This is a genomic window from Roseovarius sp. A46 (assembly GCF_004126395.1).
In the GTDB taxonomy this organism is placed as follows: domain Bacteria; phylum Pseudomonadota; class Alphaproteobacteria; order Rhodobacterales; family Rhodobacteraceae; genus Roseovarius; species Roseovarius nitratireducens.
Map to the genome: position 1 here is coordinate 1 of NZ_PVWS01000026.1, position 21,386 is coordinate 21,386.

Annotated in this window: 20 protein-coding genes; 11 read left to right on the top strand and 9 right to left on the bottom strand. The window is 68.3% G+C overall.

Annotated elements, in window-relative coordinates:
• Positions 1-154: 154 nt before the first annotated feature.
• Together C6W92_RS13190 and tkt are read right to left on the bottom strand one after the other, a co-directional pair.
• The gene (locus C6W92_RS13190) at positions 155-2,191 is read right to left on the bottom strand and encodes an NADH:flavin oxidoreductase (RefSeq protein WP_129433968.1); all 2,037 of its coding nucleotides are present in this window, start codon (positions 2,189-2,191) and stop codon (positions 155-157) included.
• Between the two features lie 386 nt (positions 2,192-2,577).
• Entirely contained in the window at positions 2,578-4,593 is a 2,016-nt protein-coding gene (tkt, locus tag C6W92_RS13195) for a transketolase (protein WP_129433970.1), read from the bottom strand.
• Positions 4,594-4,795: 202 nt separating this feature from the next.
• Here tkt and C6W92_RS13200 point away from each other — a divergent pair, with 202 nt between their 5' ends.
• From C6W92_RS13200 to C6W92_RS13210, 3 genes are read left to right on the top strand one after another with little or no spacing between them, the layout of a single operon-like run.
• Positions 4,796-5,338: a hypothetical protein gene (locus C6W92_RS13200; protein ID WP_129433972.1), complete on the top strand. Its 543-nt coding sequence runs from the start codon at positions 4,796-4,798 to the stop codon at positions 5,336-5,338.
• On the top strand, positions 5,338-5,715 hold the full coding sequence (locus C6W92_RS13205; protein WP_104018873.1) for a cell division protein ZapA: 378 nt from the start codon (positions 5,338-5,340) through the stop codon (positions 5,713-5,715). The genes C6W92_RS13200 and C6W92_RS13205 overlap by 1 nt, the downstream gene beginning before the upstream one ends.
• Before the next feature lie 7 nt (positions 5,716-5,722).
• Positions 5,723-6,124 carry a DUF1499 domain-containing protein gene (locus C6W92_RS13210; RefSeq protein ID WP_129434080.1) on the top strand — a complete coding sequence of 134 codons (402 nt, stop codon included), beginning with the start codon at positions 5,723-5,725 and terminating at the stop codon, positions 6,122-6,124.
• Here C6W92_RS13210 and C6W92_RS13215 read toward each other — a convergent pair.
• Positions 6,059-6,343, bottom strand: coding sequence for a hypothetical protein (locus C6W92_RS13215; protein ID WP_104018874.1), 285 nt, complete (start codon positions 6,341-6,343; stop codon positions 6,059-6,061). The two genes, C6W92_RS13210 and C6W92_RS13215, sit on opposite strands and share 66 nt — an antisense overlap.
• A 188-nt stretch (positions 6,344-6,531) precedes the next feature.
• On the opposite strand from C6W92_RS13215, the gene prfA reads away from it, so the two are divergent.
• The 6 genes from prfA (at position 6,532) to C6W92_RS13245 (ending at position 12,782) form a co-directional block, all read left to right on the top strand.
• A complete protein-coding gene (gene prfA / locus C6W92_RS13220) occupies positions 6,532-7,578 on the top strand; it encodes a peptide chain release factor 1 (RefSeq protein WP_129434082.1) in 1,047 nt (348 codons plus the stop codon).
• Positions 7,575-8,420: a peptide chain release factor N(5)-glutamine methyltransferase gene (gene prmC, locus C6W92_RS13225; protein WP_129433974.1), complete on the top strand. Its 846-nt coding sequence runs from the start codon at positions 7,575-7,577 to the stop codon at positions 8,418-8,420. Before prfA ends, prmC begins: the two co-directional genes overlap by 4 nt.
• Positions 8,421-8,635: 215 nt before the next feature.
• Positions 8,636-9,331, top strand: coding sequence for a DUF4167 domain-containing protein (locus C6W92_RS13230; protein ID WP_129433976.1), 696 nt, complete (start codon positions 8,636-8,638; stop codon positions 9,329-9,331).
• 26 nt (positions 9,332-9,357) lie between these two features.
• Complete coding sequence (locus C6W92_RS13235) at positions 9,358-10,119, top strand: RNA methyltransferase (protein ID WP_129433978.1); 762 nt, start codon at positions 9,358-9,360, stop codon at positions 10,117-10,119.
• A gap of 55 nt (positions 10,120-10,174) precedes the next feature.
• A complete protein-coding gene (gene ctaA / locus C6W92_RS13240) occupies positions 10,175-11,314 on the top strand; it encodes a heme A synthase (protein ID WP_129433980.1) in 1,140 nt (379 codons plus the stop codon).
• Between the two features lies 1 nt (position 11,315).
• Positions 11,316-12,782: a carboxypeptidase M32 gene (locus C6W92_RS13245; protein WP_129433982.1), complete on the top strand. Its 1,467-nt coding sequence runs from the start codon at positions 11,316-11,318 to the stop codon at positions 12,780-12,782.
• A 44-nt stretch (positions 12,783-12,826) separates the two neighbouring features.
• Here C6W92_RS13245 and C6W92_RS13250 read toward each other — a convergent pair whose 3' ends face one another.
• From C6W92_RS13250 to C6W92_RS13270, 5 genes are all read right to left on the bottom strand, one after another.
• On the bottom strand, positions 12,827-14,788 hold the full coding sequence (locus C6W92_RS13250) for a cache domain-containing protein (RefSeq protein WP_129433984.1): 1,962 nt from the start codon (positions 14,786-14,788) through the stop codon (positions 12,827-12,829).
• Positions 14,789-14,914: 126 nt separating this feature from the next.
• Positions 14,915-15,931 carry an extracellular solute-binding protein gene (locus C6W92_RS13255; RefSeq protein WP_129433987.1) on the bottom strand — a complete coding sequence of 339 codons (1,017 nt, stop codon included), beginning with the start codon at positions 15,929-15,931 and terminating at the stop codon, positions 14,915-14,917.
• 66 nt (positions 15,932-15,997) lie between these two features.
• Complete coding sequence (locus tag C6W92_RS13260; RefSeq protein WP_129433989.1) at positions 15,998-16,807, bottom strand: metal ABC transporter permease; 810 nt, start codon at positions 16,805-16,807, stop codon at positions 15,998-16,000.
• Positions 16,804-17,553, bottom strand: a complete 750-nt coding sequence (locus C6W92_RS13265; RefSeq protein WP_129433991.1) for a metal ABC transporter ATP-binding protein — start codon at positions 17,551-17,553, stop codon at positions 16,804-16,806. The genes C6W92_RS13260 and C6W92_RS13265 overlap by 4 nt, the downstream gene beginning before the upstream one ends.
• Positions 17,544-18,032 carry a transcriptional repressor gene (locus C6W92_RS13270; RefSeq protein WP_129433992.1) on the bottom strand — a complete coding sequence of 163 codons (489 nt, stop codon included), beginning with the start codon at positions 18,030-18,032 and terminating at the stop codon, positions 17,544-17,546. Before C6W92_RS13270 ends, C6W92_RS13265 begins: the two co-directional genes overlap by 10 nt.
• Positions 18,033-18,127: 95 nt before the next feature.
• On the opposite strand from C6W92_RS13270, the gene C6W92_RS13275 reads away from it, so the two are divergent.
• Positions 18,128-19,135 carry a zinc ABC transporter substrate-binding protein gene (locus C6W92_RS13275; RefSeq protein ID WP_241691163.1) on the top strand — a complete coding sequence of 336 codons (1,008 nt, stop codon included), beginning with the start codon at positions 18,128-18,130 and terminating at the stop codon, positions 19,133-19,135.
• Between the two features lie 111 nt (positions 19,136-19,246).
• Positions 19,247-21,130: an acyl-CoA synthetase gene (locus tag C6W92_RS13280; RefSeq protein ID WP_129433994.1), complete on the top strand. Its 1,884-nt coding sequence runs from the start codon at positions 19,247-19,249 to the stop codon at positions 21,128-21,130.
• Positions 21,131-21,137: 7 nt separating this feature from the next.
• Here C6W92_RS13280 and C6W92_RS13285 read toward each other — a convergent pair whose 3' ends face one another.
• The gene (locus C6W92_RS13285; protein WP_129433996.1) at positions 21,138-21,338 is read right to left on the bottom strand and encodes a hypothetical protein; all 201 of its coding nucleotides are present in this window, start codon (positions 21,336-21,338) and stop codon (positions 21,138-21,140) included.
• Between the last annotated feature and the right edge of the window lie 48 nt (positions 21,339-21,386).

Genomic DNA, 21,386 nt, shown 5'->3' on the forward strand with positions numbered 1-21,386 from the left:
CGCTCCTCGACGTCGCAAATAGCTGTGATCATTGAAGTATCTTGCGCCATAAATCGCATAGCACAAACCGAACCGCGCCCACCCGGCGGTCGGGCGCTGCGCGGCTCATCGTCGGATGATCAACGTCTGCTCCAGGCCCATCCCGCCCCGCCGCTTATTGCACGCACATCAGCCGCAGCGCGTCGTGGATGGCGGCGTGGATGTTGCGGGCGCTGACCGCGTCGCCGATGCGGAAGAGCTGAAACGCGCCGTCGGGATTGGCGGCGACGGTTTGCGGCTGCCCGGCGATCAGCGCTTCATGATCCACCGCGCCGCCGTTGCGCGAGAGGGGCCGCAGATCATGGTACAGGTCGTCGAGCGGCAGGGTGCCGTGATTGACCACCACCTGGTCGAATTCCGCCTCATAGGTGTGGTCGGAGTAATCCGTGCCGAGGGTGGCGCGCAGCCGGTTGCCCGCGCGCGCGACCGATTTGAGGCGGCGCGCAACGGTCATGGTCACGGGCTTGTCCTGAAGGCTGCGCATGTAGGGAACCAGGTTCATCCCCATCACCTCTGGGGCGAAGCTGCGGTCGGGGGTCATCACCTCGACCGTCGCCCCCGATGCCGCGATCACCTCTGCTGCCTGAAGGGCCGCGTGGTCGCCCGCGTCGTCGAACAGCAGAACCTCGCGCCCCGGCCTCACATCGCCGGTGAGGATGTCCCACGCCGTCACCGTCAGGTCGTTGCCCGCCTCGAGAATGTCCTGCTGCGCCAGCCCGCCGGTGGCGACGATCACGATGTCTGGGGCGAGCGCGGTGATGTCCTCGGCCTCGGCGAGCGCGTTGAAGCGGAAGTCCACGTCGCGCGCGGCGCATTGCGCCATGCGCCAGTCGATGATGCCGATAAGCTCGGACCGGCGGCGTGACTGTGCCGCGAGCCGGACCTGCCCGCCGGGCTGGTTGGCGGCCTCGAACACGGTGACGTGGTGGCCGCGTGTGGCGGCGACGCGCGCGGCCTCGAGCCCGCCGGGGCCGGCACCGACGATCACCACGCGGCGGGGGCTCGGGCTGGGCGTGATTTCATGAGGCAGGTCGAGTTCACGGCCCGTGGCGGCGTTGTGGATGCACAGCGCCTCGCCGCCCTGGTAGATTCGGTCGAGGCAATAGGTGGCGCCGACGCAGGGGCGGATATCGTCCTCGCGCCCCTCGGCAATCTTGGCCACGATGCGCGGCTCGGCCATGTGGGCGCGGGTCATGCCGACCATGTCGAGCTGTCCGGTGGCCACCGCGTGGCGGGCGGTGGCCACGTCGGGGATGCGCGCGGCGTGGAAGGTGGGTAGGCCGATCTCGGCGCGCACGCGGCCCGCGAAATCGAGATGCGGGGCCGATTTCATGCCCTGCACCGGGATCACGTCGGTGAGGTTGGCGTCGGTATCGACGCGGCCCCGGATCACGTTGAGGAAATCGACCATGCCGCTCGCCTTTAGCCGGTGGCCGATGGCGAGCCCATCCTCGGCCGTGATGCCGTGCGGGGTGAGATCGTCGGCGGTGTAGCGCACGCCGACGATGAAATCGGGGCCGGTGCGGTCGCGGATGGCCGACAGCACGTCGAGAGAGAAGCGCATCCGCGCCTCCAGATCGCCGTTCCAGGGCGCGTCGAGCGCGTTCTGGCGCGGCGCCCAGAAGGCGTCCATCAGGTGGCCGTAGGCCTCGAGTTCGATCCCGTCGAGCCCGGCGTCCTGCATCCGCTCGGCGGCGTCGGCGTAATCGGCGATGATGCGCGCGATGTCCCAATCCTCCATCACCTTGGGAAAGGCGCGGTGGGCGGGTTCGCGCAGGGCGGAAGGTGCCAGCGAGGGCAGCCAGTCGCCCCGGTCCCAGCGGGTGCGCCAGCCCAGGTGGGTGAGCTGGATCATCACCGCGCAGCCGTGGTCGTGGCATTCATCGGCGAGCTGGCGCAGCCACGGCACCACCTCATCCTGGTAGGCGAGGATGTTGTTGAAGGCGGGCGGGCTGTCGCGGCTGACCACCGCCGATCCTGCGGTCATGGTAAGCGCCACGCCACCCCTCGCGCGTTCGACATGGTAGGCGCGGTAGCGGTCCTTGGGTAGCCCGTCCTCGGCATAGGCGGGTTCGTGGCTGGTGGTCATGATGCGGTTCTTCAGCGTGAGATGGCGCAGCGTGTAGGGCTGAAGGAGCGGATCGCGGGACATGGGCGGGCCTCCGGGCTGGCGGGTCGCGGGGAAGCGTGCCGTGGCCGGGGCGGGGATGCAAGAGGGAGGTTATGGCCTGAAGGGGTCGTTTGGGATTTGGCGATGAGACGCGCGGGTGCCCGACCGCCGGGTGGGCGTGGTTCGGTCTGTGCTGTGTGATTTATGGTGCAAAATACATTTTATATTTCAGCTTCTTGCAGCGTTGCAAAAGCGCCCGCCCGAGGGGGCGGTCGGGCGCTCGCGCGGTGGCGTGCAAGCACGCCTTGTCCCGCGCGGGGTAGGAGGCAAATGACCAATCCAGGCCAAGTGCCACCCTGCTGTGTCTTGCGATGCGCAACCGGGGGCGAAGCTGTGGGGGGGCGCGTCGGCGCCCCCCCGGTGTTGTCTCAGAGCAGCGATTTCACCTCGGTGGCCACCGACTCTGCGGTGATGCCGAACTGCTCGTAGAGCACCTCGGCCGGCGCGGAGGCGCCGAAATCGTGCATGCCGACGAAGCCGCCCTTGTCGCGGCGCCCGCGCTCGCCATAGAGCCAGCGATCCCAGCCGAAGCGGACCCCGGCCTCGACCGCGACGCGCACCGGCCCGGCGGGCAGGACGCGGCGGCGATAAGCCTCGGTCTGATCCTCGAACAGCTCCAAGCAGGGCATGGAGACGACCCGCGTGCCGATGCCCTCGGCCTGCAACAGATCGCGCGCCTGCATCGCGATTTCGACCTCCGAGCCGGTGGCGAGGATGATCGCGCGGCGCTTGCCCTCGGCCTCGGCCAGCACGTAGGCGCCCTGGGCGCTGAGGTTTTTGGTCTTGTGCGTGGTGCGCAGCGTCGGCAGGCCCTGGCGGGTGAGCGACAGCACCGAGGGCGCGTCCTTGGATTGCAGCGCCAGTTCCCACGCCTCGGCGGTCTCGACCGTGTCGCAGGGGCGGAAGACATGGGTGTTGGGCGTGGCGCGTGAAATCGCCAGATGCTCGACCGGCTGGTGGGTGGGGCCGTCTTCGCCCAGACCGATGCTGTCATGGGTCATGACGAAGACGGTGGGCACCTTCATCAGCGCCGCCAGCCGCATGGCGGGGCGGGCGTAGTCGGTAAAGCACATGAAGGTGCCGCCATAGGGGCGGATGCCGCCATGCAGCACCATGCCGTTCATCGCCGCGGCCATGCCGTGCTCGCGGATGCCGTAATGGATGTAGCGGCCCTTGCGGTTGTCGATGTCGAACACGGTCATGTCGCCCGAACGGGTGTTGTTCGAGCCGGACAGGTCAGCCGAGCCGCCGATGGTTTCGGGCATGATCGGGTTGACCACCTCGAGGACCATCTCGCTCGACTTGCGGGTGGCCACCTTGGGGGCCTCCTCGCTGATCTGCTTTTTCAGCGCACGGATGCGGGAGGTGAGCTTGGCCGGCACCTCGCGGGCGAAGATGCGCGTGATCTCGGCCTGCCGGGTGGGCGAGGCGGATTCGAGCCGGGCGGCCCAGGCGTCGAACTCGGGCGCGCCGCGGCGGCCGATCTCTTCCCAGGAGGATTTGACCTCCGACGGGATCTCGAACGGGCCGTGGGGCCAGCCATAGGCGGCCTTGGCCGCGGCGAGCTGGTCCATGTCGGTGAGTGCGCCGTGGCCCTTGGAGGTGTCCTGCGCGGCGTGGCCGAGCGCGATATGGGTCTTGCAAGCGATCATCGTGGGCAGATCGGACGCCTTGGCCGCGGTAAGGGCGGCGTCGATAGCGTCGGGGTCATGGCCGTCGATCTCGATCACCTCCCAGCCGCTGGCGCGGAAGCGCGCCACCTGGTCGGTGCGATCGGCGAGGTCCACGCTGCCGTCGATGGTGATGTTGTTGTTGTCCCACAGCACGGTGAGTCGCGACAGGCGCTGGCGCCCCGCAAGGGTGATCGCCTCCTGGCTGACGCCCTCCATCAGGCAGCCGTCGCCGGCGATCACGTAGGTGCGGTGATCCATCAGCTTGGGCCCGAAGCGGGCGCGCAGCGATTCCTCGGCGATGGCGAAGCCGACGGCGTTGGAAATGCCCTGCCCGAGCGGGCCGGTGGTGGTCTCGATGCCGCTGGCGTGGCCGTATTCCGGGTGGCCCGCCGTGCGCGCGCCCCATTGGCGGAAATTGCGGATTTCCCCGATCGTCATGTCGGCATAGCCGGTCAGGTGCAGCAGCGAATAGAGCAGCATCGAGCCGTGCCCCGCCGACAGGATGAAGCGGTCGCGGTCGGGCCAGTCGGGATTGCGCGGATCGAACTTGAGGTGCTTTTCATAAAGCACGGTGGCCACGTCGGCCATGCCCATCGGCATCCCGGAATGGCCGGATTTGGCGGCGGCGACGGCGTCGAGGGTCAGCGCGCGGATGGCCGCGGCTTTGGTCCAATGGTCGGGGTGCGCTGCGCGCAGGGCTGCGATATCCAAGGGGGCGTCCTTTGAGCGGTGTGGCGGTTGACCGCTCAATACCAGCCCGCACCGGGAATTCAAGCGCGGCGCGGCCCGTGGCGGCGGTGCGCGTGGCCGTTGGGGGGCGCATTTTCGCCCTGATGCGTCTAGACTTGATCGACACCTACCAGTCGTGCGATTCGTTGAGGTCAAGGACAGAAAGAAACGAGGGATCGGGGAGATGAACCAGATCGAGGAGTTGCAGACCCGGATCACCGCCGCGCTGGAGCGCATCCAGCGGGGCGTGGAGGCCCGCGCCGAGGCGGAGGCTGTGCGAAAGGAAGATGATGCGACCGATGGCGCGGAGCTGGCCACCCTTCGGCAGGAGCTGGAGGATGAGCGGCTCGTGACCGCGCAACTGGAAGAGCGTATCCGGGTGCTGCATGAGCGGCTCGAGGAAAAGGAGGCGGCGCTCGCCGCCGCGCAGGACGGGCAGGACGGGCAGGGCGCGCAGTCCGAGACGATGACGCGGCTCGATACCGACCTGCAATCGCTGCGCGCGGCCAACGCGCAGCTGCGTGAGAGCAACGCGGCGCTGCGCACGGCGCACGCGGCGGGGGTGGCAAACCCGGACGCGATCAACGCCTCGCTTCAGGCCGAGCTTGACGCGCTGAGCGCGGCAAGGGACGCGGATCGCGACGAGGTCGCGGCCGTGCTGGCCGAGATCGACAGTGCGGTGGCCGGGGCCGCGCCCGGCGCAGCGGATCAGACGGAGGACGCGTGATGCCCGAGGTGACCATCGAGATCGACGGGCGGACCTTCGAGGTGGCCTGCCAGGAGGGTGAGGAGAGCTATCTCCGTTTCGCGGCGAAATTGCTTGACGAGGAGGCCGCGGTGCTGAGCGCACAGGTGGGCCGCGTGCCCGAGGCGCGGATGCTGTTGATGGCCGGGCTGATGCTGGCCGACAAGACCGCGGGGCTGCAGGACCGGCTCGCCACGGCGGAGGCCGAGCTGGAAAGCCTGCGCGCCACCCCCAAGCCCGAACCCGAGCGCGTGGAGGTGCCGGTGGTGCCCGAGGAGGTGGTGGACACGCTGTCGGAGATCGCCGCCCGGGCCGAGGCGCTGGCCGACACCGTTGATCCCCCTGGCGCCGGTGGCTGATGCCCTGCTGAAGCTCGTCGCGCTGGCGTTGCTGGTCACGGTGATCGGCGTGATGGCCTTTATCCGGCTGGCCCCGTCCGAGCCGATGCGCTGGCACCAGATGCCCGAGACGATCACCGACCGCGACCTCGAAGGCGGGGCGATGCGGCGCGCGGAGGGCGATCTGGCCACGCTGGATGCGATCATCCGCGACACGCCGCGCACGCGGGTGCTGGCGGGGTCGGTGGCGCAGGGCATGGTGACCTATGTCACGCGCTCGCGCGTGTTCGGCTTTCCCGATTACACGACGGTGCGTCAGGACGGGGACATGCTGGAGATTTACGGGCGGCTGCGCTTTGGCCGCTCAGATCTGGGCGTGAACGCCGGGCGCATCGACGGCTGGCTCGGGCGTCTGGCCGAGGCTCGATGACAGGCAGCCGTCGCTTACCTTGCGCCAGATCGGCACGTTGAGCGACATGGCACAGCGCGCCATGAACATCCGGCCATCCACGCGCAGGCAGGTCATCTCGCCCATTTCCACCCGCTCGCCCTGGCCATCGGTGCAGTAGCACTCCACCGTCTTGCCGCCGATGGTGGCGTCCGAAAGGGCCGGTGTGGCGGCGAGGATGAGGGGCAGGAGGTAACGCATGGGGTGAGTATAGCACGGGCCTGCGCCGGTCACCAAGGCACGGATGCGGGACCGAGCGTCGCACGGGCGTGAGGCCGGGGAGTGGGTATTTGGGCCAAGAAGAAGCGCGGGGCGGGGGGTGGCGCGGTGGGGAGGGACGGCGATGCGCTCTTGACCGGGGCGTGACGATGGGACAGAGGATCGCGGTCATGGTGCCCTTGGACAGATTGCAGCGGATCGTGGAGCGTTTCGAGTATATCGAGGCGCAGATGGCGCAGGGCGGCGGCGATCTGGCACGGCTGGGGCGCGAATATGCCGAGTTGCGCCCCGTGGTGGAGGAAATCCGCACGTACCGGCAGGCGCTGGACGATCTCGAGGCGGCGCGCGGGATGCTGGGCGATGCGGAGATGCGCGAGCTGGCCGAGGGCGAGATCGCCGATATCGAAGCGCGGTTGCCGGAGATGGAGCAGGCGCTGCGGCTGGCGTTGTTGCCGCGCGACGCCGCCGATGCCCGGCCTGCGATCCTGGAAATCCGGCCCGGAACGGGGGGCGAGGAGGCCGCCCTCTTTGCCGCCGATCTGATGCGCATGTACGCCCGCCACGCCGAGGCGCGGGGCTGGTCCTTCGAGGTGATCGAGGAGCAGTGGAGCGAATTGGGCGGTCTGCGCGAGCTGGTGGCGCGGGTGAAGGGCGAGGGGGTGTTCGCGCGGCTCAAGTTCGAATCCGGGGTGCACCGGGTGCAGCGCGTCCCCGAGACGGAATCGGGCGGGCGCATCCACACCTCGGCAGCCACGGTCGCCGTGCTGCCCGAGGCCGAGGCGGTGGACGTGGCGATCGACCCGAATGATCTGCGCATCGACACGATGCGGTCTTCGGGCGCCGGCGGGCAGCACGTCAACACCACCGATTCGGCGGTGCGGATCACCCACCTGCCCACCGGTGTGGTGGTCACGAGCAGCCAGAAATCGCAGCACCGCAACCGCGACATCGCGATGGACGTGTTGCGCGCGCGGCTTTTTGACATGGAACGGCAGAAGGCGCAGGGCGACCGCGCAGCGGAGCGGGCGGCGCAGGTCGGCTCTGGCGACCGGTCCGAGCGCATCCGCACCTATAATTTCCCTCAGGGGCGTGTCACCGATCACCGGATCGGGCTGACGCTCTACAAGCTCGACCAAGTGATGCAGGGGGACCTGGACGATCTGACCGATGCGCTTATCTCGGACGCGCAGGCGCGGCTGCTGGCCGAGGTGGAATGAGCGTGCGCGCGGCGCTGGCGATGGCGCAGAAGGCGCTGGCGGAGGCCGGGATCGAGGGCGCGGCGGGGGATGCGCGCGCGCTGGTGGCCGAGGCCGCGGGGGTGGCGCGCGACCGGCTGACGCTGCACCTGGGGGATGAGTTGGGCGCGGGCGCGCGGGCGCGGCTCGACGCGATGCTGGCGCGGCGGGTGGCGCGCGAGCCGGTGGCGCGCATCCTTGGGCGGCGGGTGTTCTGGGGGCGGGATTTCGCGGTGACGGCGGACGTGCTCGACCCGCGCCCCGAAACCGAGTGCCTGATCGCCGAGGCGCTGGCGGGGCCGGTGCCGGTGCGGCTCCTTGATCTGGGCACGGGCAGCGGCTGTATCGCGGTGACGCTTCTTGCCGAGTGGTCCGGCGCGCGGGGCGTGGCCACGGATATATCGGGTGCCGCGCTGGCCGTGGCGGCGGAGAACGCGGCGCGGTATGGGGTGGCGGGGCGGCTCGACCTGGTGGAGAGCGATTGGTTTGAAGGCGTGGCCGGGCGGTTCGACCTCGTGGTGTCGAACCCGCCCTATATCGCCGCCGCCGAGATGGCGGGGTTGGCGCCGGAGGTGGTGCTCCACGATCCCGAGGGCGCATTGAGCGATGGCGGCGATGGGTTGGGGGCCTATCGTGCGATCGCGGGCGGCGTGATGCCGCATCTCGCCCCCAAAGGGCGTGTGCTGGTCGAGATCGGCGCGGCGCAGGGGGCGCAGGTGGCGGACCTGTTTGCGCGCGCGGGGCTGGCGCAGGTGCGAATCCTGCCCGATCTCGACGGGCGCGACCGGGTTGTGGCGGGGCGGCATCCCGCCGAAACGGCGTGAGTTACGGGAAAATACGCGGATTCTATGCGAAATACCGTGGTTTTCGCTTGTAAGGCACCGGCGGGCATGGTTAGACAGGGTATCGCTCAGATGGACCCCTCTTCGGGTGTCTCGGGCGATATCAAGCCAAGACATGTCCGATCCGGGATTGTGAGGCGCGCGGCGCGCCGGTCGGATCAAGCGGCACTCAGACCACAAGGCTGGACTGCAAGCATATGAGATCATCCAAGTCACGTTCGCGGAACAAGTCGAACCGCAACCGGTCCGTCGGCAATGTCGTCAACCGGGTCTTTGACAGCTCCGGCCCCGAGGGCAAGGTGCGCGGCACGCCGCAGCAGATCATCGACAAGTACACCCAGCTTGCCCGCGACGCGCAGCTCGGCAACGACCGGGTGGCGTTCGAGAATTTCCAGCAGCATGCCGAGCATTACCAGCGCATGCTTAACGAGGCGCAGCGCGAGCAGGAGGCGCGGCGCGAAGAGCACGAGCGCCAGAACCGCGACCGCCAGACCGAGCGTGACCGCGACCGTGGCCCGCGCGAGGGTGGCCAGCGTGAGGGGGGGCAGCGCGACCGCGACGCCCGGCAGGGCGAGGGTCAGAACGGCGATCCGGCGCGCAGCCCGCAGCCCGACATCATCGATCCCGCCGAGTCGAGCGACAGCGGCCTAGTCGAGACGCCCGAGGCCAAGGGTGAAAACCGGGGCGAAAACAAGGGTGAAGGCGGTAACGCACCGCGCAAGCCCGCCCGCAAGCCGCGCAGCCGCAAGCCCGCCAAGTCTGGCGGCGACGATGGCAATGGTAACGGCAACGGTAATGGCAACGGCACCGAGGGCGGCTCTGGCGAGCAGGGCGGCCAGGGTGGCCAGGGCACCCCGAACCTGTCCGCGGGTCCGTCAGAGGCCGCGGAATAGGTGCGCGGGGCGTATCCTCTCGCTCGATGACCGGCCCGGCGATCCCCGACACCGACAGAATTCAGCCTGCCTTCGTGCTGGTGCGCCCGCAGATGGGCGAGAATATCGGCGCCGCGGCGCGGGCGATGTGGAATTTCGGCCTCGACCGCATGCGCCTCGTGGCGCCGCGCGACGGCTGGCCCAACCCTACCGCAGGCGCGATGGCGAGCGGCGCGGGGCGGCTGCTGGACGAGGCGGGGCTGTTTGACGACGTGGCGGGTGCGATTGGCGATTGCCAGTACGTGATGGCGACGACGGCGCGCGCGCGCGGGATGACCAAGCCGGTGCTGAGCCCCGAGCGCGCGATGCAGGAGGCTGCGCGCCGCATCGCTGCCGGAGAGCGGGTGGCGATGCTGTTCGGTCCCGAGCGGGCGGGGCTGGAGAATGACGACGTGGCGCGCGCCAACGCGCTGGTGAACGTGCCGGTCAATCCCGAGTTTCCCAGCCTGAACCTTGCGCAATGCGTACTGCTCTGCGCCTACGAGTGGCGGCGTGCCACGGCCGAGGTGGTGGCCGAGCGCGTGGACATGGCCGGTGCCGACTGGGCCGAGCGGCAAGAGATCGAGCGTCTGGCCGACCATTACGAGGAACGGCTGGAGACGGCGGGGTTCTTCTTTCCCGAGCACAAGGCGGCGCGGATGCGGCGCAACCTGCGAAACATGTGGAGCCGGATGCCGCTGACGCGCGCCGATGTGCGGATGCTGCACGGGATCATGCGGCAGATGGTCCGCTGGGGCGGGCGCGGTTGAAGGCGTGCGGCGCGCGGCCTAATCTCTGCCGCATCGGCAATTCGAGGGGCGGGGCATGACCGGGAAACGCAGCATTTTCGAGGAGGTGGGCGCGGATCAGCCCAAGGCCGAGCCGAAGGCGGGTGGCATCGACGCCGGGCGGCGCGGCGCGCGGCGCGGGATTCGCCTGTGGCTGATGCTGCTGTTTGCGCTGGTGGCGGTGATGATCGCCGTCGGCGGGCTTACCCGGCTCACCGATAGCGGGCTGTCGATCACCGAGTGGAAGCCGGTGACCGGGGCGCTGCCGCCGATGTCCGAGTCCGTCTGGCAGGAGGAATTCGACAAGTACCGCGCGATTCCGCAATACGAATTGCTCAACAAGGGGATGAGCCTGGCCGAGTTCAAGGCGATCTACTGGTGGGAGTGGGGCCACCGGCAACTGGGCCGGGTGATCGGCCTCGTCTGGGCGCTGGGGTTCTTTGGCTTCCTGCTGGCGCGGCAGATCCCCAAAGGCTGGACCGGGCGGCTTCTTGGCCTCGGTGCGCTGGGCGGCGCGCAAGGCGCGATCGGCTGGTGGATGGTGTCCTCTGGCCTGGGCGACGGGATGATCGCGGTGGCGTCCTACCGGCTCGCCGTGCATCTCGGCCTCGCCTTCGTCATCCTCGGGCTGATCGCGTGGTACGTGATGGCGCTGGGGCGTGAGGAGCGCGAGCTGATGCAGGCGCGGCGCGGGCGCGAGGGCAGGCTGTTCGGTCTTTCCACCGGCCTCATGCATTTCGCCTTTCTGCAAATACTCCTTGGTGCGCTGGTGGCGGGGATCGACGCAGGCCGCACCTATACCGACTGGCCGCTGATGGCCGGGGGTATCCTGCCGCCCGACATGATGGACCTGAGCCCCTGGTGGCGGAATTTCTTTGAAAACCCGGGCACCGTTCAGTTCATTCACCGGGTGAGCGGCTATCTGTTGTTGGCCTTTGGCGTGGTGGTCTGGCTGCGCGGACGGCGCAGCGCGCACGCGGTGACGCGGGGGGCATTCACAGCGGCGATCGGCGTGTTGGTCTTGCAGATGGTTCTGGGGATCATGACGGTCCTCTATATCGCGCCGTGGCAACTGGCCATCGCGCATCAATTCGTGGCTGTGGTGCTGTGGGTGCTGATCCTGCGGGCACGGTTCCTGAGCCAGTATCCGCGCGCCACGTCGCTGAGGGGGACCTGAGATGGCAGCATATGACGATCTGATGGCGCTGGAGCGCGAAACGCAGGCGCTGGCGCAGGTCGCCGGGCGGCTTGGCTGGGATCAGGAGACGATGATGCCGCGCGGGGCCGCCGAGCAGCGCGCCGAGGAGAGTGGCGCGATGCAAGCGGTGCTGCATGCGCGGCCTACCGATGCGCGGCGCGGCGATTTGCTGGCCGAGGCGGAGAGCGTGGCCACGGATGAGGTGGCGCGCGCGCAATTGCACCATATCCGCCGCGATTACGATCGCGCGACGCTGGTGCCGGGCGACCTGGCGGTGGCGCTGGCGCGGCTGACGAGCCGGGCGCAGGGGCAATGGGCCGAGGCGCGCGCTGCCGACGATTACGCGGCGTTTGCGCCGGTGCTGGCCGAGGTGGTGCGATTGAAGCGCGAGGAGGCGGCTGCGGTGGCGCGGGGGCGCGACCTCTATGATGCGCTGATCGACGACTTCGAGCCGGAGATGAATGCGGCACGGCTTGACGAGATGTTTGCCGAGATGCGGCCCCGGCTGGTCGATCTGCGTGCCCGCGCGCTCGACCGGGAGTGGCCCGCACTGGACGCGCATTTCGATGAGCAGGCGCAACTGCGCCTGTCGCGCGAACTGGCGCGCAATTTCGGTTATGATTTCGCGCGCGGGCGGCTCGATATGGCGGTGCATCCGTTCTCGTCCGGCTCGGGCGACGATGTGCGCATCACCACGCGGGTGAGCGAGCATGACCCGTTCAACTGCCTCTATTCGACGATCCACGAGACCGGTCACGCCTGTTACGAGCAGGGGATTGACCCGGAATATCGACTGACGCCCTTGGGGCAGGGCGTGTCGATGGGCGTGCATGAAAGCCAGAGCCGGATTTATGAGAATCAGCTGGGGCGCAGCCGGGCCTATTCCGGCTGGCTGTTCGGACGGATGCGCGAGATGTTCGGCGATTTCGGGGTGGCCAATGCCGGGACGTTCTATCGCGCGGTCAACCGGGTGCATCGCGGCTATATCCGCACCGAGGCGGACGAGGTGCAGTACAACCTTCATATCATGCTGCGATTCGATCTGGAGAAGGCGTTGATCGCGGGCGATTTGGGCACCGATGATCTCGAGGCCGCGTGGAACGACCGCTTTGCCGCCGATTTCGGCTATGCGGTGGATCGGGCCTCGAACGGAGTGTTGCAGGATGTGCACTGGTCGGTGGGCCTGTTCGGCTATTTCCCGACCTACAGCCTCGGCAATGTCTATGCCGGGTGTCTGTACCGCGCGATGCGCGGGGCGGTGCCGGACCTAGAGGCGGAGCTTGCGCGCGGCGAGACCGGCGGGGCGACCGCGTGGCTGCGCACGCAGGTGCAGCGGCATGGCGGGCGGTTTGCCCCGGCGCAGGTGATCGCGCGCGCCTGCGGCGGGGAAGAGCCGACAGCGGGGCCGCTGCTGGACTATCTCGACGAGAAATTCGGCGGGATGTGAGGGGCGCGTCGCGCGCATCCCTGCAGCCTCTTTCCCGCGGCCGGTCAGCGCGCCCCCTGCGCGGGCAGCCAGATGGTGAATTCGGCACCGTTCCGGGGCCGGTTGCGGGCGGTGATGATGCCGCCCGCCTGTCGGATCAGCGTCTGGCTTACCGACAGGCCGAGGCCCGTGCCCTCGCCATGCCGTGTGGTGAAGAACGGATCGAACACCGCGGCGATCTTGTCCTCCGGGATACCCGGCCCGGTGTCGCCCACAACGAGCGCCGCGCCGGGGCGGTCCTCGCGCGCCATCGGGCGGGTCTCTATCATCAGCCGGCCGCCGGTGCCCATCGCCTGCGCGGCGTTGGTCACGAGGTTGATGATGACCTGCTGCAACTCGCCGGGGTTGATGGTGACGAGGGGGGTGTCGGGTGCTTCGGAGATGCTGACCTCTATCTCGGCCTTGGACAGGACGTGATCGACCAGCACGAGGCAGTCGCGCAGCACCTGGCCCAGGTCCACGTCTTCCTCGAAGCTACCGAACTCGGTGGGTCGCGCGAACTGCAAAAGCTTGCCGACGATGGCGCTGATGCGGCCGACCTGCCGGTCGATGAGCCCAAGCTCGTGGAGAACCGGCTCTGCCCGGTCCCCGAGTGTTTCGCGGATCACGTCGAGATTGCCCTGGATGACGGCGGTGGGGTTGTTGATCTCGTGCGCGACACCGGCGGTGATCTCGCCGATGGAGGCGAGTTTCTCGGACATGACCAGTTGCTGATAGGTGCATTCGAGCTTGGCATTCGCCTCGCGCAGCTCGGCGGTGCGCTCATCGACGCGCTGGTTCAGTTCGTCGTTCCAGGCGCGCAGCGCGCGATCGCGTTCCTGCACCTGGTCGAGCAGGCTGTCGAGATGGGCGGCCACGGCACCGATCTCGTCGCGCGCGGGCACGCGGCCGATGCGCGCCTCGAGGTCGCCCGCCTCTACCCGTGCCATTGTGCGGGTCATCCGCTCGAGCGGCGCGAAGATATTGCGCGCCAGCCGCAGGAAAAGCGGCGCGCTGAGTGCGACCACGGCCAGGAATGCCGTAAACACGATGAGGTAGGCGTTGCGCTTGGCCGCGTCGAACGGCGCCTGGAGAAAGCCCACGTAGAGCATGCCGATGCGGTCCCCGGTGCTGTCGATGATCGGGCGATAGGCCGACATGTACCAGTCATTGACCACGAAGGCGCTGTCGAGCCAGGTACGCCCCTCGTCCAGCACCGCGTGCCGGACCGCCGCCGACACGCGGGTGCCGAGTGCGCGGCTGCCCTCGAACAGCCGCACGTTGGTGGACACGCGCACATCCTCGAGAAACAGTGTGGCGGTGCCCTGCCGCGCCCCCGGTGCGCCGCTGTCGCGATAGACGAGCGCGTTGATCGTGTCGATGAAATCGAGGTTGCGGTTGAGCAGGATGCCACCCACCAGCACCCCCTCGCGCCCGTCGGTGGTGACCGGGGTGGCGCTGTGCACGACCATGCCGCGATCCTCGACCGTGCGGGTGGTGGGCACGGCGGCTTTCGTCGGGATGAGCGGCACAAGGGCGCGGTCGGCCAGTGCCGGGCCGGTTTCGGGCAGGGCGGCGAGGTCATCCTGCGCGAAGAGGTCGATCTCGGTGGCGGGCACCCCGGCGGCGGCGCGGGCGATCACCGGCCAGCCGGTATCCCCCGCCCGCGCGCGGGGCAGGTAATAGAGGAAATCGAGCCCGAGGGTATCGCGTTCCCGGGCGAGAAAGCCGGAGAGGTCGGCCCCGTCTTCGCGCAGCGTGCGATCAAAACGCAGCGATCGGGCGAGCGCGGTGACGTCGCCGCCGGTGGTGGTCAGGATGCGCTGCACATACTGGTCGGCCACCCGCAGGTCGGTTTCGACATTGGTGATGAGCAGCGCGTCGTAATTGGCCGACCAACGCCCGACCGCCACCGCCAGAAGCGCGGGCATCAGCACCACCAGGGGCAGTAGCGCGAGAATGAGCAGGCGTAGCCGAACGGATTTCATGCAAAAGGGCCGCGATCCCGTTTGGAGACCCCGACCCTAAAGCAATTTCAGAAGAAGTTGATAGCCTTTTTCGGTCCGAAATTGCGACACCTCGGCATCATTGATGCGGATTGCGCAGTTCGCGGATCAGTCCCAGCCGACCTCGTTGAAGATGGTCTGCGCGGTGGTCGCGTGCTCCTTGAAGGAAGAGGTGGGCGTATCGTTGTCGGGGATGAAGATGCCGAGTTGCGCCACGTGTTCGCCGATCGGCACACCGGCCATCACCGGGTACTCGTTGTTGGCGTTGGCGAATTGCGCCTGTGCCTCTGCGCTGGCGAGGTATTCCAGCAGCGCGGTCGCCTCGTCCTTGTTGGGGGCGTTGACGGCGATGCCAGCGGCGGCGAGGTTGACATGTGCCCCGCGCCCGCTCTGGTTCGGCCAGACAAAGCCGACACCGTCGATACCCGAGGTGAGCCCGTCCACGTCGCTGGCGAGGCCGCGCACGTAGTAATAGGTGTTGGCCACCGCCACGTTGCATTCGCCCGAGACGATGCCGCGAAGCTGGTCGGTATCGCCGCCCTGCGGCGCGCGTGCCATGTTGGCGACAATGCCGGCGGCCCAATCGCGGGCCGGTTCCTCGCCGTGGGTCTCGATGATGGAGGCCATGAGCGACTGGTTGTAGATGTTCGAGGACGAGCGGATGCAGACCTGGCCCTTCCACTTGGGATCGGCAAGCTCTTCATAGGTTTGCGGCGGGTTCTCGACCCGTTCCCTGGAATAGAAGATGATGCGCGCGCGCTGCGACAGGCCGGTCCAGAGATTCTCGTCGTCGCGCAGGTGGGCGGGTACGTTGGCCTCGATCACCGCCGATTCGAACGGCTGAAGCAGCCCCCTTTCCTCGGCGCGCGAGATGCGGCCCACATCGACGGTCATGAACACGTCGGCTGGGCTGTTGGCACCCTCGGCCTCCATCCGCGCCATCAGCTCGTCGGCCTTGGCCTCGATGCGGTTGATGGTGATGCCGGTCTTCTCGGTGAAGGCGGCATAGAGCGCGTCGTCGCTGTCATAGTGACGGCTGGAATAGAGGTTGACCTCCTGCGCGAAGGCAGGGGCCGTGAGGGCGATCAGCGCGGTGGCCGAGAGCGCAGCCTTGATCGGATTCATCGGGGACTCCTCTTGGTTGATCCGAGTATTTAACTCGGAAATCTGTCGCAATTCTGACAGAATGAGTCAACGGTTATTTCCGATAATTCCACTCAGGCTATGGCCGGTCATGGTCAGCGCGAAAATGAGCGCAGCCACGCAAACGATGGTGGGGCCGGTGGGCGTGTCGAGCCGGAACGAGGCAGCCAGCCCGCCCAGCGCCGCCGCCCCGGCGATCGCCGTCGCGATCAGGGCCATGCGTTCGGGCGTGGCCGAGAGCGGGCGGGCGGCGGCGGCGGGCACGATCAGCATGGCGGCGATCAGCAGCACGCCCACTACCTTGATCGCCACCGCCACCACCAGCGCCAGTGCCAGCGTGAGCACCATCTGCTCGCGGCGCGGGTCGATCCCCTCGGACCACGCCAGATCGGGGCTGAGCGTCGCGGTCAGCAGCGCCTGCCAGCGCCAGACCAGCAGCGCCACGACCCCTGCCGCGCCACCCCAGATCACCGCGAGGTCGCCCCGGCTGACGGCGAGGATATCGCCGAAGAGATAGGCCATCAGGTCGATTCGCACGCCCGACAGGAACGACACCCCCACCAGCCCGAAGGCGAGCGCCGAATGGGCCAACACGCCCAGGAGCGTGTCCATCGCGAAACCGCGTCCCGAGAGGGTGGAGACCGCGCTTGCCATCGCGAGCGACATCACCAGCGCGCCCGCGAAGACCGAAGCATCAAAGGCCAGTGCCAAAGCTACGCCGAGGATTGCGGCATGGGCCGTGGCATCGCCGAAATAGGCCATGCGCCGCCAGACGACGAAGCTGCCGAGCGGGGCCGCCGCCAGCGCCACGCCGAGGCCCGCGAGAGCCGCGCGCACGAGAAAATCGTCGAGGATCATTCGGCGGCCTCGTGGCTGTGATCGTGGTTATGGTCGTGGTCGTGCGAGTGGCCGTGCTCGTGGCGGTAGAGCGCGAGCGCGCCGTGGGTGCCGGTGCCGAAGAGGGCGCGGTATTCCTCGGCCTGCGCGACGATCTCGGGGCGACCCTCGCAGCAGACATGGCCGTTGAGGCAGATCACCCGGTCGGACGCGCTCATCACGACGTGTAACTCGTGGCTGACCATCAGCACCGCGCAGCCCATCTCCTGCCGCACCTCCTCGATTCGGCGGTAGAACGCCGCCGATCCCGGCTGATCGAGGCCCTGCGTCGCCTCGTCGAGGATCAGGAGGTCGGGGCTGTCCATCAGCGCGCGCGCCAGCAGCACGCGCTGGAACTGCCCGCCCGAGAGGTCCGCCATCTGACGGTGGCGCAGGTCGGGCAGGCCCGCGCGGTCGAGCGCGGCGCGCAGGTCGGTCGCGGCGCGGCGGCGGGGCAGGGCGAGAAACCGCATCACCGTCATCGGCAGGGTCGGGTCGATGTGCAGGCGCTGTGGCACGTAGCCGATGCGCAGCCCCGGTGCGCGGCGGACATGGCCGCGACTCACCGGCACCGCGCCGATCAGCGCGCGCAAGAGCGTGGACTTGCCCGACCCGTTGGGGCCGACGATGGTGACGATCTCGCCGCGTTCAAGGCTGAGCGAGACATCGTGCAGCACCTCGGCGCGGCCAAGGCGCACGGCGAGGCCGGTGGCGGCGATCAGCGGCATGGCGCGGCCCCGTCGCGGCAGCGCGGGCAGCGGCCTACGGCTTCGACCACGGCCTGTTCTATTTCGAACCCGGCGGCCTCGGCGGCGGCGCCGAGCATCCCGCGCGCCGGTTCGGCATGGGTCTCGGCGACCGCATCGCAGATGCGGCAGATGAGAAAGGCCGGGGTGTGCGTGGCATCCGGGTGGGTGCAGGCGATGAAGGCGTTGAGCCGCTCGATCTTGTGGGCGAAGCCGTTGGTCACGAGGAAATCGAGCGCCCGGTAGGCCACCGGCGGCTGTGCGCCGAGCCCTTCCTCGCGCAGCGTGTCGAGAATTTCGTAGGCCCCCATCGCGCGGTGCCCCTCGAGCAGGATTTCGAGCACGCGGCGGCGTTGGGGCGTGAGATTGAGCCGGTGGCGCGCGCAATGCGCCTCGGCTGCATCGAGCGCCTCGCGCTTGCAACGGTGATGGTCGTGATGCTCGAATCCGAGTGCGTGCATGGCGGCCTCCAGCGGTCGATTGCGGCTTGATATGTTACATCATAACGATTATCAACCCCGGCAGATATGTAATAAAATAACATATGGAGGATTGAATGCCGACCCGGTTTCTCGTTTCTTTCGGACTGGCGCTGGGATGCGCCGCCCCAGGCATGGCCGCGCCGCAGGTGGCCACCGATATCGCTCCGGTGCATTCGCTGGTGGCGCGGGTGATGGACGGGGTGGGCGAGCCCGCGCTGATCGTGCCGCCGGGCGCGTCGCCGCACGGCCATTCCATGCGCCCCTCCGAGGCGGCGGCGCTAGACCGCGCCGAGGTGGTGTTCTGGATGGGCGAGGGGCTGACACCGTGGTTGGCGGATTCGGTAGAGACGCTTGCGGGCGATGCGCATGTGGTCACGTTGCTGGGAGCGGGCGGCTCGACGGTGCGGACTTTTCGCGAGGGGCTGACATTCGCGACGGCGGACGCGGACGGGCATGACGATGCTGGGCATGACGAGCACGGACACGAGGAAGACGGGCACGAGGACCACGATGAGCACGGGCACGAGGAGGATGGTCACGACGACCATGCCCACGCCCATGACGGCGCCGATCCGCATGCCTGGCTCGACCCGGCGAACGCGCGCGCCTGGCTTGACATGATCGCGGCGGAACTGGCCGAGCACGACCCCGACAACGCCGCGCGCTACGCCGCCAACGCGGCACAGGCCGCGCAGGAGCTGGTCGCATTGGAGGACCGGATCGCCGCGCGCCTCGCGCCCGTGCAGGACACGCCCTACCTCGTCTACCACGATGCCTACCAGTATTTCGAAGCGCGATTCGGGCTGGCCCCCACCGGGGCGCTGGCGCTGGGCGACGCCGCCGATCCGGGGCCGGCGCGAATCGCCGCGCTGCGTGACATGGCACGGGAGGCGGGGATCGTCTGCGTATTCACCGAGCCGCAATTCGATGGCTCGCGGGTCTCGTCGGTGTTTGGCGATACCGCCCGCCACGGCGTGCTCGACCCGCTTGGAGGCCGCCACGCGCCGGGGCCCGCGCTCTATCCGGCTCTCATCGGGGACATGGCCGGAGCGCTGGCGGAGTGCCTCGGCGCAGACGGCTGACGGAACGTCGGAACGCCGCGTAAAACTTGCGCTGCGCCCCGTTCCCGCACATTCTGGCGCGCACGGGAGAGAGCCGTGCCACCAGAGGCGCGGGAACAGGAGGAAAAGGCCATGACGTTCAGCTCGCGTCAGGACGCGCTTGCGATCCAGAATGAGATGCCGTGGGAGGCGCGCGAAACGCCCGCCACGCTGCACGAGATGCTGAGCGCCACGGCGCAGGCCTTTCCCGACCGTCCCGCGCTGAGCTACCAGCTCACGTCGGGGCCCGCCGACAACGCGGTGACGCTGACATGGCGGCAGTTCCAGGAACAGTGCTGCCAGGCGGCCAACCTGTTCCGTAGCCTGCGCATCGGCGAGCAGGACGTGGTGGCGCTGGTGCTGCCCAACTGCGTCGAGACAGCGACCGCCACCATCGGCGGCGCGATTGCCGGGATCGTCAACCCGGTCAACCCGCTGCTGGAGCCAGAGCATATCGGTGCCATCCTGCGCGAGACCGACGCCAAGGTCGTCGTCACGCTCAAGTCATTTCCCAAGACGGACATCGCGCAGAAGACCGCCGAGGCGGTGCGCCATGCGCCGCAGGTACACACCGTGCTCGAGATCGACCTCAACCGATATCTCAGCCCGCCCAAGAGCTGGATCGTGCCGCTGGTGCGCCCGAAAAACGCGGTTCACCATCATGCCGATGCGATGGACTTTCACAAGGCCCTGGCCGGGCAGCCGAAGACGCTGACCTTTGCGGACAGCGCGGGCGACCGGGTGGCGGCCTATTTCCACACCGGCGGCACCACCGGAATGCCCAAGGTCGCGCAGCACAAGTATTCCGGGCTGGTCTACAATGGCTGGCTCGGCCACACGCTGCTCTTTTCCGAAGAAGACAACGTGATGTGCCCGTTGCCGCTGTTTCACGTCTTTGCCTGCCACGTGATCCTGATGGCCTGCATCAAGTCGGGGGCGCATGTCGTGTTTCCCACGCCCGCGGGCTATCGCGGCGAGGGGGTGTTCGACAACTTCTGGAAGCTGTGCGAGCGCTGGAAGATCAGCTTTGTCATCACCGTGCCGACAGCCGTCTCGGCGCTGATGCAGCGCAAGGTGGATGCCGATCTCTCGACCGTCAAGAACGCCTTTTCCGGCTCGGCGCCGATGCCGCTGGAGCTGTTCAATCGGTTCGAGAGCGCGACCGGCATGACCGTGATCGAGGGCTATGGCCTCACCGAGGCGACCTGCCTTGTGTCGTGCAACCCGCCCGACGGGGAAAAGAAGGTAGGATCGGTCGGCGTACCGTTTCCCTACACGGAAGTACGCATCATAAAGGAGACCCCGGATGGCCCGGTGGAGTGCGAGGTCGACGAGGTGGGCGAGATCTGCGTCTCCAACCCCGGCGTCTTCACCGGCAACACCTATACCGAGGCCGAGAAGAACGCGAGCCTCTACTACCACGGCAAATACCTGCGTACCGGCGATCTGGGGCGGCTCGATGCCGATGACTACCTGTGGATAACGGGCCGCGCCAAGGACCTGATCATCCGCGGCGGCCACAATATCGACCCCGCCGAGATCGAGGAGGCGCTGATGACGCATCACGACGTGGCGATGGCCGGGGCCATCGGCCAACCCGATGCCCACACGGGCGAGATGCCCTGCGCCTATGTCGAGCTGGTCGAGGGCGGCACCGCCACGGGCGAGGAGCTTCGCGAATACTGCAAGGTGCATGTCCGCGAGCGCGCGGCGATCCCCAAACATGTCGAGGTGCTGGACGAGTTGCCCAAAACCGCCGTCGGCAAGGTATTCAAGCCCGACCTGCGCAAGCGCGCCATCACCCGCATCTATAACGCCGCGCTTGAGGAGGCGGGGATCGCGGCGCAGGTGACCTCGGTCGTCGATGACAAGAAGCGCGGGCTGGTGGCGCAACTGACCCGCACCGGCGAGGTGAACGAAGAGGCGATGAGCCATGTGCTCGGCCGGTTCGTGCGGCCCTGGGAGTGGGCGGACTAGGCGTGGCTCACGGCTTGCCTGTCAGAGCGAGGTGCGCGAGGCGGGTGATTTCCGACAGGTAGCGCTCCTGCGGCCAGTCGCAGAGGCGGGTCAGGTGCTCCCATGTCGGGATGGAAAGCAGCGTCCACAAAAGGTCGGTTGCCTCGGTCTCGTCCATGACGAGCGCGCGATCCTGCGCGAGCGCCGCGACGACCGCCAATGAGGCCAAGCGCGCGCCCGCTGGATTGCGCGGGCGCGCGGGATGGGCCGCAGCGCG